The sequence below is a fragment of the Roseicyclus sp. genome (assembly GCF_965662675.1).
Classification (GTDB): domain Bacteria; phylum Pseudomonadota; class Alphaproteobacteria; order Rhodobacterales; family Rhodobacteraceae; genus Roseicyclus.
The window spans coordinates 1-10965 of the sequence record NZ_CBFIIK010000094.1; the positions used below are offsets into that span (position 1 = coordinate 1).

The following is a 10965-nucleotide window of genomic DNA, read 5'->3' on the forward strand; positions in this document are numbered from 1 at the left end:
AAGAAATACGAAGACAACTTCTGATCGGTGTAGGGTGCGCCTTCAGGCGCACCTTGCCCCGCCCCCCGGGCAATGATGCCCCAATAGGTGAGAGGTCTGCACGCACGGGCCTCCGGACAAAGCAAAATGTGATAGGAGATTGACCCATGCGTCACGCCCGCGGATACCGCCGCCTGAACCGGACCCACGAACATCGTAAGGCGATGTTCGCCAATATGTGCGGCTCGCTCATCGAACATGAGCAGATCAAGACCACCCTGCCCAAGGCCAAGGAATTGCGCCCGATCATCGAAAAGCTGATCACGCTGGGCAAGCGCGGCGATCTGCACGCCCGCCGTCAGGCCGCTTCGCAGCTCAAGCAAGACGCCTATGTCGCCAAGCTGTTCGACATTCTCGGCCCCCGCTACGCCGAGCGTCAGGGTGGCTATGTGCGCATCATGAAGGCGGGCTTCCGCTATGGTGACATGGCGCCGATGGCGATCATCGAATTCGTCGATCGCGATCTGGATGCCAAAGGTGCCGCCGACCGCGCTCGCCTTGCCGCCGAAGAGCTTGTCGAAGAATAATTCGCGCGCACCCACCCGGGTGATCATCGCGATCAGATTGCGCCCCCGCATTGCGGGGGCGTTTTCATGTCATCAATGCTCGGCCGTTCCGCCTTTGGTCTGCGATCTCGCGGGCGATCGGCGCAGTGCCGCTGTCGTGGGCGGCGGCTTCAACAAACCGTTCAGCATCGCTTGGGATGACACGGGGCCTTGGCCAAGATATTCGAGGATGTCATTGCGCGCCCGCGGCGATAGCCGCATGAGACGCGCAAAAAGACCCGGTTCGATCTTTTCGTCCATTCGTCTCACCACTTCCACACACGCGTGACGAGAATACGGTTGACCGTCATTCTGGCAACCTGTCTAAAAGGACATGACCTTTTGGATAGTTTTTTGTGTCAAAAGCACCAGTTATTGATCTTTTGCTGCATGAGTTGGCGCTGGCCGCGCCGGCAGGTTTCGCCGTCGGGCTGCATATCCGCTATGTCTCGCCCCTGATCATGGTCAACACCTATCCAGAAGACTGGCAAGAGGTCTACACCGCCAAGGTCTATGGGTTGCGCGACCCGACGCTGGCTTGGGGCCTCAGCCATTCTGGCACGCGCCGATGGTCGCAGATCGGCCTGCCCGATCCCTTCGGCCTGTTGGCCGAGGCGGCGCAATACGGGCTGTGCTATGGCATGATCTCTTCCACCGGCCCGATGTCGTCGCGCACCATCGCGGGTGCGGCGCGCGCTGACCGTGAATTCACCGATATCGAGATGGCCCATATCCATCGGATCGTGCAGCGCATGCATGATCTGTCCGAGCCGCCCGCGCGCCTGTCGCGCCCGCAGGCCGACGCCCTACGATGCATCGCGGATGGGGACCGCCATGCAGCTGCCGCCGCCCGTCTGGGCATATCCGAAAGCGCCTTCAAAGCCCGCCTCACCGCGGCCCGGCAAAAACTCATGGCGCGCACCACGGCCGAGGCCGTTCAGCGCGCCAGAGAGTACGGATTGATCTAGGACGGTACCGACAGCTGAGGCATAGGGGTGCCCCCCGTGGTGCGGTGTGATGACGACCGGCCAACAAAGGGGGCTTATCCTATGAAAATGACGACACTGTCCTTTGCCAATATGCACCAGCACGGCGCGCTCTTCGCCAATATGCTGCGCGCCCGCCACCGCACTTTCATCGAGGGGATGCATTGGGAATTGCCCAATGCCGACGGGATGGAGTTCGACCAATACGATACCGCCCAAAGCCGCTGGGTCTGTGTGCATGCGGGCGACCGGGTGTTGGCGGGCGTACGCCTGACGCCCACCACCGCGCGCTGCGGGATTTATTCCTACATGGTGCGCGATGCGCAGCGCGGGCTGCTCGATACGATCCCCGCGCATCTGCTCGATGACACCGCGCCGATCGCCGATCATATCTGGGATGCCAACCGCCTTTTCGTGGCCGATGGCGTGACGACCGATATCCGCCACGAGGTGCAGCTGTCGCTCATGGGCCACATGGTGCGCTCGGCACGTGAATTGGGTGCCTCGACGCTGATCGGGCTTTTGCCCATCGCCGTGCCACGCTTGGGGCGTCGCTTGGGCATCGACATGGAACCGGCCGGCCCCTTGATGAAGATCGGGGGCGTGTCGCATCGCTGCTACTTCGTTACCATGGCCTCCAAGATGCACTGACGGCCCACACTCTGGCGCCGTCGCCACAAGGGCGATAGCGTGGCGCGCATGGATCTGTTCGATACACCACAAGGCGATCAAGACGCCGCCCGTGCCACCGGCCCCCGCCCCTTGGCCGACAGGCTCAGACCTGCGCGGCTGGCCGATGTGATCGGGCAAGATCACCTGCTCGGCCCCGAGGGGTCGCTGCGGATCATGCTCGATGCGGGTGCGCTGAGTTCCCTGATTTTGTGGGGGCCGCCCGGCGTGGGCAAGACCACCATCGCGCGGCTTTTGGCACAGGAAACGCATCTTCATTTCGTCCAGATCAGCGCGATCTTCACCGGCGTGCCCGAGCTGCGCAAAGTGTTCGAGGCCGCCCGCCTGCGCCACGCGAACGGGCAGGGGACACTTCTTTTCGTCGATGAAATCCACCGCTTCAACAAGGCGCAGCAAGACGGCTTCCTCCCCCATATGGAGGATGGCACGATCCTGCTGGTCGGGGCGACGACGGAAAACCCCAGCTTCGAGTTGAACGCCGCCTTGATGTCACGCGCACAGGTCTTGGTGCTGAACCGTCTGGGTGATGATGCGCTTGCGCAGATGATCGCGCATGCCGAGGCCACGCTGGACCACCCCCTGCCGCTGACCCCCGATGCGCGGGCGGCGCTGGTGACCATGGCCGATGGCGATGGGCGCGCGCTGCTCAATCTGGTGGAACAGGTCGCGGCGTGGAAGGTCGACGGGCAACTGACGCCTGCGCAACTGGGCCAACGCCTGCAACGCCGTGCCGCGCAATACGACAAATCGGGCGAGGCGCATTACAACCTGATCTCTGCGCTCCACAAATCCGTGCGCGGCTCAGACCCCGATGCCGCCCTCTACTGGTTCGCCCGCATGCTGGAGGGGGGCGAAGACCCCCGTTTCCTCGCCCGTCGCATCACCCGCATGGCGGTCGAGGATATTGGCCTCGCCGATCCCGCCGCGCAGCGCCAATGCCTCGACGCGTGGTCCACTTACGAGCGGCTGGGCTCTCCCGAGGGGGAACTGGCACTGGCGCAAGCCGTGATCTATCTGGCGCTGGCACCGAAATCGAATGCCGCCTATGTCGCCTACAAGGCCGCGCGGGCGAGTGCGAAATCCACCGGTTCCGCGCCACCGCCCAAGCATATCCTGAACGCGCCGACCAAGATGATGAAGGATCAAGGCTTTGGCGCGGGATATGCCTATGATCACGACGCCGAAGACGGGTTTTCGGGGCAGAACTATTTCCCCGACACGATGTCGCGCGCGCGTTTCTATGCGCCGGTGGAACGCGGTTATGAGCGTGATCTGAAAAAGCGGCTTGAGTGGTTCGAGGGCTTGCGTGCCAAACGCAAGAGTTAGGGCGTTTTCTGCATAGAAAACGCATGGGAAAACTGCAGTTTACCCTCACGAAAAACTGCAGTTTTTCATCCCCACCTCGTTGCCTGCCCATTGACTCCCCCCCGCCGCCGCCACATGCAGCCGTCATGACAGCCATTCTCCAAGTCGCGCTTGGCGGCGCCATCGGTGCCGTGCTTCGATACCTGACCGGGATCGGGGTCTTGCGCCTGCTCGGGACTACGCCCATGCCGCTGGGCGTGCTGACGGTCAATGTGCTGGGCGCAGGCTTGGCGGGGCTTTTCGTGGCCTATGCCGCCGCGCGCGGGCTGAGCCATCTGTCGCCCTTGATCGTCACCGGCATCTTGGGCGGCTTCACCACCTTCTCGGCCTTTTCGCTCGAGGCGGTGGCACTTTATGAACGTGGCGCGCTGGGCCTTGCCGCGTTCTACGTTCTGGCCAATGTTACCCTGTCGCTGGGCGCGCTGATGCTCGGCCTTGCCATCGGTCGGAGCTTCGCATGAGTGGCGTTCAAACCTTGACGGTCGCCCAAGGCGATGGCGATCAGCGCCTCGATCGCTGGTTCCGCCGCCAGTTTCCGCATATCCCCCAAGGCCGCATCGAAAAGATGTGCCGCAAGGGCGAAATCCGCATCGATGGCGCGCGCGCCAAACCCGCCAGCCGTGTCGAGACGGGCCAGACCATCCGCATCCCGCCCTTGCCTGACGAGGCCGCGCCGGATTATGCCGTGGCCCCGCCGCGCATTTCCGATGCCGATGCCGCGATGATGCGCGAAGCCGTGATCTGGCGCGACGATCATATCATCGCGCTGAACAAGCCCGCGGGCCTGCCCACCCAAGGCGGTTCGGGCCATACGCGCCATATCGACGGGCTGGCCGAGGCGCTATGTTTCGGGCTTTCCGAAAAACCGCGCCTCGTGCATCGCTTGGACAAGGATACATCGGGCGTTTTGCTGCTTGCCCGCACGCGCGCCGCTGCCGATGCGTTGACCAAGGCATTCCGCGCGCGTGACACGCGCAAGATCTATTGGGCCGTCACCGCCGGTGTGCCCAGCCCCCGCATGGGCACGATCCGCTACGGTCTTGTCAAAGCGCCCGGCCATGGCAAGGGCGGCGAAGGCGAGAAGATGCAGATCGTCGCCCCCAAGGATGTCGATGCGACCGAGGGCGCCAAGCATGCCCATACCGATTATGCCGTGCTCTCCGCGCTGGGAAGTCGCGCGGCTTGGGTCGCGCTGGTGCCGGTGACGGGGCGCACCCACCAGCTACGCGCGCATATGGCGGGTATCGGGCACCCAGTGGCGGGCGATGGCAAATACGGCGGCTCCAGTCAGGAGAATCTCGGCGATGGCTGGGGCGCACAGCTCGGCGGCGATCTGAGCCGCAAGTTGCATCTGCATGCCCGTTCCATCTCCATGACCCATCCCGTGACGGGCAAGCGCATGAGCTTTACCGCCCCCTTGCCCGATCACATGCAGCGCACATGGGATCATCTGGAATGGCGGGTCGGCGATGTCCCCGCCGATCCGTTCGAGGACCCGGTTTGAGCGAACTGCGCACCGAACTGCGCACCGAACTGCGCCTTGTCATCTTCGATGTCGATGGCACGCTGATCGACAGCCAGGCCCATATCCTCGCCGCGATGGATGCGGCCTTTGCCGCTCATGACCTGCCCCCGCCCGAACGGGAAGCGACACTTTCCATCGTCGGATTGTCGCTGCCGATCGCCATGGCGCGGTTGGCCCCGGACCATCCCGACAGCCAGCCGGGGCTGGTGGCGGCCTACAAGGACGCCTTTGGCCAGATGCGCCGCAGCCCCGATGGCGCCGCCCTTTCGCCGCTCTTTCCGGGCGCGCGCGCGGCCCTTGCCACCTTGGCCGCGCAAGATCACACCCTCTTGGCCATCGCCACCGGCAAATCTCGCCGCGGGATGGATCATATCCTCGATCTGCATGATCTGCGCGGGCTGTTCCACTCGGTGCAGACCGCCGATGATCACCCGTCCAAACCGCACCCCTCCATGGTGGCGGCTTGTTTGCGCGACACCGGCACCTTGGCCGCGCGCGCCGTGATCTTGGGCGATACGACCTATGATATCGATATGGGGCGCGCCGCTGGCATCCACGCCTTGGGGGTCGCTTGGGGATACCACCCCGCCGATCGGCTGATCGCATCGGGAGCCGGCGCGATCTTGCACAGCTTTGACGCATTGCCAGTGACGCTCGACCGGATATGTCCCCTGTCATGACAGCTGGATGGAAAGCAAAACGCTTTTGGAGCGAAGTCTCGGTATCCCAGACAGAGGGCGGCTTTGCCGTGCATCTCGATGCGCGCCGCGTGATGACGCCGGGCAAGATCCCCCTGACCCTGCCCAGCCGCGCAATGGCCGAGGCCGTCGCCGCCGAATGGGCCGCGCAGACGGGCGAGATCGCACCGCTCACCATGCCCGTCACCCGCGCGGCCAATTCCGCCATCGAACGCGTCACGCCCCAACGCGCCGAAGTGGCCGCCATGCTTTCCGCCTATGCCGAGACCGACTTGATCTGTTACCGCGCGGCCGGCCCCGCCGCGCTGGTCGCACGCCAAGCCGTGGCATGGGATCCGCTCTTGGCATGGGCCGCTGACGCGTTGGATGCACCGCTCATCGCGACGGTCGGCGTGTTACCGGTTGATCAGCCACCCGCATCGCTGGCCCGACTAGCTGATTTTGTCAGTGCGCTTGATGCGTTTCAGCTGACCGGATTGCATGATCTTGTTGCGATTTCAGGCTCGTTGATCATCGCGTTGGCGGTGACCTCGGGGCGGCTTGCACCCGATCAGGCTTGGGCCATCTCGCGAATCGATGAGGAGTGGCAGATCGCACAATGGGGCGCAGATGAGGAGGCCGCCGCGCTAGCAGCCTATAAGCACGGCGATTTCCTGCGTGCGGCGCAATTTTGGGCGATGTCGCAGCCAAATTGAGAAAGCCTGCGGCATCGCTCCAAAATTATTGCGAAAAAACGGTGCAGCCGCCCCCCTTTTCGCTGAAAATTTCAGCGTGACCCTGGGGTAGCTACAGCGCTTGCACTTGACCTATGCACACGATTTTGCCCAAGTTATCCGCGGTGAGCGTTAACATACGTTCGCACGAACTTACCAAAGCCCTTTGGGGGATTGGAAACGAGCGCCCAAAAGGGCGGTCCATCAGGAAGAGGTAGACATGAAAAAATCCATTTTTCTCGGCACACTTGCGGTCGCCGGGCTGGCAGCAGGTCTTGCATCCGCACAGACGCTTGCTGATGTCCAGGCACGCGGCACGCTGAAGTGCGGCTCGAACGAGGGCCTCGCAGGTTTCGCCGCACCCGACGCGAACGGCAACATGCAGGGCTTCGACGTCTCGCTGTGCCGTGCGATCGCGGTTGCCGCTTTGGGTGACGCGCAGGCGGTGGAATTCGTTCCGCTGACCAGCCAAACCCGCTTCACCGCGCTGGCCGCTGGCGAAGTCGACGTTCTGGTCCGTAACTCGACCTGGACCTTCTCGCGCGACACCGACCTCAAGCTCGATTTCGTCGGCGTGAACTACTACGACGGTCAGGGCTTCATGGTCCGTACAGATCTGGGCGTGTCTTCGGCGCGTGATCTCGATGGCGCGACCGTCTGCATCCAGACCGGCACCACCACCGAGCTGAACCTTGCTGACTTCTTCCGCGTCAACAACATCAGCTACGAGCCGGTTCCGGTCGCAACCAACGCCGAAGGCCAGCAGCAGTATCTCGCTGGTGCCTGCGACGTCTACACCACCGACGTCTCCGGCCTCGCGGCAACCCGCGCGACCTTCGAGAACGCGGCTGAGCATGTCATTCTGCCCGAGATCGTGTCCAAGGAGCCGCTTGGCCCCGTGGTCCGTCACGGCGACAATGACTGGGGCGATATCGTTCGCTGGACGCTCAATGCACTGGTCGCTGCCGAAGAATATGGCGTGACCTCGGCCAATGTCCGTGAACTGGCAGCTGCCCCCACGGCCAACCCCGAGATCAACCGCATGCTTGGCACCGAAGGTGAGCTGGGCGCGATGCTCGGCCTGCCCAATGATTGGGCCGTCAATGTGCTTGCCGCTGTCGGCAACTACGGTGAAATCTTCGAAGGCAATATCGGTGAGAACACCCCCGTTGGTCTGGCGCGCGGTCTGAACGCCCAGTGGACCGATGGCGGCCTGATGTACGCACCGCCCTTCCGTTGATCGCTTGACGATCGGGGCCCGGGTTTTGCCCGGGCCCCGTATCTTGCTTCTTTCCGTTCAGACTGACTTGCTTTCGTCGACCGGCGTTTGTCCGGTCGGACTGTCACCCCTTACCCAGTGGAGTGCGCATGGCCGACACGACCGAAATGCCGCGGGACACATTCCGCCTGAGCCAGCTGCTCTATGACGCGCGCTACAGGTCGATGACCATTCAGGTCGTCGCGGCCATGTTGTTGATGCTGTCGCTGGCTTGGTTGGTCGACAACACGATCCAGAACCTTGCCGCGCTGGGCAAGGATTTCAGCTTCCGCTTTTTATGGACCACTGCCGGTTACGACATCAACCAGCAGATCATCCCATTCAGCTCGCAAGATACCCATGCGCGCGCGGCCCTTGTCGGCATCTTGAACACGCTGCTTGTCGCTTTCATGGGCTGTATCCTAGCCACGGTGATCGGCGTACTGGCGGGGGTGTTGCGCCTATCCAAGAATTTCGTCGTTGCGGGCATCATGACCTTCTACGTCGAGGCGATGCGCAACACGCCGCTCTTGATCTGGATCTTGATCGTTTTCGCCGTGATGACCGAGGCGACACCGCAGCCGCGCGATTTCCGCGAAGGCGGCGGCGCGTCGATGATCTTGTGGGACAGCGTCGCCATTTCGAACCGCGGCGTCTTCATTCCGAAACCCTTGTGGGGCGAGGGCTCGGGCCTTGTCGTGGCCGTTTTCCTGCTCTCGGTCGCGGCAATCTTCATCCTGCGGCGCTTTGCGCGCAAACGCCAAGAACAGACGGGCCAGCAACTCCCCGTTTTTCGCCTGTCGCTTGCCTTGTTTTTTGTCCCTGCGCTTTTGGCCTTCTTCGTCATGGGTCGGCCCATCACGCTCCAGATGCCGGAATTGGGCGGCTTCAACTTCGTCGGCGGCATCCAGATCCGTAACTCGCTCATCGCGCTGTGGCTGGCCTTGTCGCTCTACACCTCTGCCTTTATCGCCGAGATCGTGCGCTCGGGCATCTTGGCCGTGTCGCGCGGCCAGACCGAGGCGGCCTTTGCGCTGGGCATGCAGCCCAATCGCACCATGCAGTTGGTGATCTTGCCGCAAGCGCTGCGCGTGATCATTCCGCCGCTGATCTCGCAGTTCCTGAACCTGACCAAGAACTCTTCGCTGGCGCTGGCCGTGGGGTACATGGATGTGCGCTCGACGCTGGGGGGTATTACCATCAACCAAACCGGCCGCGAGATCGAAGGCATCTTGCTGCTTGGTACCTTCTACCTCGTCGTCAGCTTGATCATCTCGTCGCTGATGAACCTCTACAACTCCAGCGTCAAATTGAAGGAGCGGTGAGATGAGCAACCAATCCACCGTCGCTTTCGTCCGGCGCGATATCCTTCCGCCCGCACCACCTCCGCCCGGTCAGGCGGGTGTGCTGCGCTGGATGCGCGAGAACCTCTTTTCGTCGGTGACCAACACGCTTCTCACCATCTTGTCGGTCTATCTGATCTGGAGCGTTCTGGCCTCCATCATGCCTTGGACACTCAATGGTATCTGGTCGGCCGGGTCATTGACCGAATGTCGCGAGATCCGCGATGCGCGCGGGCTGGAAAGCGCCGCTTGCTGGGCGGTGATCAACGAACGCTGGCTGCAACTGTTGTTCGGCTTCTACCCGACCGATGACCGGCTGTTGTCCAGCCTGTTCTACGCCGATCAGCTTGCTGCCGCCGGTGGTCTCGAGGCGGTCTTCGGCGCAGGCTCGAACGCGACCGCGCGCATCGAATTCGTCAACGCGATGAAGGCGGACCTCAGCAATCTGACCATCTTCTTCTTCGGCTATTGGCGCCCGCTTCTGGCGGTGGTGCTGCTGGTCGTCGCCGTGGCCCCGATCCTCTATTCCAGCTTGCCGCGCGCCATGTTGCTTTTCTCGCTGGCCTATCCCTTCGTCGGGGTGTTCTTGTTCTGGGGCGGTTCGGTTTGGGGGCCGGTGATGGTGGCCCTTGGGATCGTGGGCGCGCTCTATATCGGCCGCCTTGTCGCGGGGCGCTCGGGCCTGTTGGGTGGTGCGCTGGCCGCGATTGCGGCCTTCATCATGATCTTCCTCGACCCGCTGCCTTTCATCGATCACGGCGGGCTGTTCCCGCTTTTGCCCCACTTCAAGGATGCAGCACACAGTATCATGCCGATGGGCCTGCCCGCGATCCCGTCGGATCAGTTCGGTGGTTTCATGCTGGCCATCATCATCGGTACCGCCGGGATCGTCTTGTCCTTGCCCATCGGCATTTTGCTGGCCTTGGGCCGGCAGTCGACCATGCCGTTCATCCGCTGGGTCTGCGTCAGCTTCATCGAGGTGATCCGCGGCGTGCCGCTGATCGTGTGGCTCTTCGTGGCCTCGACGCTGCTCAAGTATTTCCTACCACCCGGATCGAGCTTTGACGCCCTCTTGCGGGTGATCATCCTCGTGACGCTTTTCGCCTCGGCCTATATCGCCGAGGTGGTGCGCGGTGGTCTTGCAGCGCTTCCCAAGGGCCAATACGAGGCCGCCGATAGCCTTGGCTTGGATTACTGGAAATCCATGCAGCTGATCGTCTTGCCGCAAGCGCTCAAGATCTCGATCCCCGGCATCGTCAACACCTTCATCGGCCTGTTCAAGGATACCACCTTGGTGGTCTTTGTCGGCCTGCGCGATCCGCTTGGCCTGACCAATGCGATCCGTGCCACCGGGGAATGGAACGGTATCTACTGGGAGCTCTATATCTTCGTGGCGCTTCTGTTCTTTACCTTCTGCTTCTTCATGTCCCGCTATTCCATGTATCTGGAGCGCAAGCTTCAGACCGACCGCCGATAAGGAGACCACAAGATGACCGAGGCGCAAACCGCCATGCATGAGCGTCAGATCGACCGCTCGCAGATGACGGTCTCCGACGAGATCGCGATCGAAATCACAGGGATGAACAAGTGGTACGGCACCTTCCACGTGCTGCGCGACATCGACCTGACGGTGAACCGGGGTGAACGCATCGTTGTGTGCGGCCCCTCGGGCTCGGGCAAATCCACGTTGATCCGCTGCATCAACGCGCTGGAGGAACACCAGAAGGGCCAGATCACCGTCGATGGCACGATGCTGTCGACCGACCTCAAGAACATCGACAAGGTGCGCTCCGAGGTCGGGAT

General features: G+C 62.6%; 12 protein-coding genes. All 12 read left to right on the forward strand.

What is annotated here, in order from left to right:
• The first annotated feature begins 146 nt into the window (after window positions 1-146).
• On the forward strand, window positions 147-566 hold the full coding sequence (gene rplQ / locus ACTG4J_RS12250; protein ID WP_422240114.1) for a 50S ribosomal protein L17: 420 nt from the start codon (window positions 147-149) through the stop codon (window positions 564-566).
• A gap of 374 nt (window positions 567-940) precedes the next feature.
• Window positions 941-1552: an autoinducer binding domain-containing protein gene (locus ACTG4J_RS12255; protein WP_439139901.1), complete on the forward strand. Its 612-nt coding sequence runs from the start codon at window positions 941-943 to the stop codon at window positions 1550-1552.
• An 81-nt stretch (window positions 1553-1633) separates the two neighbouring features.
• The gene (locus ACTG4J_RS12260; RefSeq protein WP_439139903.1) at window positions 1634-2221 is read left to right on the forward strand and encodes an acyl-homoserine-lactone synthase; all 588 of its coding nucleotides are present in this window, start codon (window positions 1634-1636) and stop codon (window positions 2219-2221) included.
• A gap of 48 nt (window positions 2222-2269) precedes the next feature.
• Window positions 2270-3586, forward strand: a complete 1317-nt coding sequence (locus tag ACTG4J_RS12265; protein WP_439139905.1) for a replication-associated recombination protein A — start codon at window positions 2270-2272, stop codon at window positions 3584-3586.
• Window positions 3587-3711: 125 nt separating this feature from the next.
• Window positions 3712-4086 carry a fluoride efflux transporter FluC gene (locus tag ACTG4J_RS12270; protein WP_439139907.1) on the forward strand — a complete coding sequence of 125 codons (375 nt, stop codon included), beginning with the start codon at window positions 3712-3714 and terminating at the stop codon, window positions 4084-4086.
• Window positions 4083-5129, forward strand: a complete 1047-nt coding sequence (locus ACTG4J_RS12275) for an RluA family pseudouridine synthase (protein ID WP_439139908.1) — start codon at window positions 4083-4085, stop codon at window positions 5127-5129. The genes ACTG4J_RS12270 and ACTG4J_RS12275 overlap by 4 nt, the downstream gene beginning before the upstream one ends.
• On the forward strand, window positions 5126-5830 hold the full coding sequence (locus tag ACTG4J_RS12280) for an HAD-IA family hydrolase (protein ID WP_439139910.1): 705 nt from the start codon (window positions 5126-5128) through the stop codon (window positions 5828-5830). The genes ACTG4J_RS12275 and ACTG4J_RS12280 overlap by 4 nt, the downstream gene beginning before the upstream one ends.
• Window positions 5827-6543: an ATP12 family chaperone protein gene (locus ACTG4J_RS12285; protein ID WP_439139912.1), complete on the forward strand. Its 717-nt coding sequence runs from the start codon at window positions 5827-5829 to the stop codon at window positions 6541-6543. The genes ACTG4J_RS12280 and ACTG4J_RS12285 overlap by 4 nt, the downstream gene beginning before the upstream one ends.
• 238 nt (window positions 6544-6781) lie before the next feature.
• A complete protein-coding gene (locus tag ACTG4J_RS12290) occupies window positions 6782-7801 on the forward strand; it encodes an amino acid ABC transporter substrate-binding protein (RefSeq protein WP_439139914.1) in 1020 nt (339 codons plus the stop codon).
• A 128-nt stretch (window positions 7802-7929) separates the two neighbouring features.
• On the forward strand, window positions 7930-9144 hold the full coding sequence (locus ACTG4J_RS12295; RefSeq protein WP_439139915.1) for an amino acid ABC transporter permease: 1215 nt from the start codon (window positions 7930-7932) through the stop codon (window positions 9142-9144).
• Between the two features lies 1 nt (window position 9145).
• The gene (locus tag ACTG4J_RS12300) at window positions 9146-10639 is read left to right on the forward strand and encodes an amino acid ABC transporter permease (RefSeq protein WP_439139917.1); all 1494 of its coding nucleotides are present in this window, start codon (window positions 9146-9148) and stop codon (window positions 10637-10639) included.
• A gap of 12 nt (window positions 10640-10651) precedes the next feature.
• Window positions 10652-10965: ATP-binding cassette domain-containing protein (locus ACTG4J_RS12305; protein WP_439139919.1), on the forward strand; the 314-nt coding region annotated here is incomplete at its 3' end.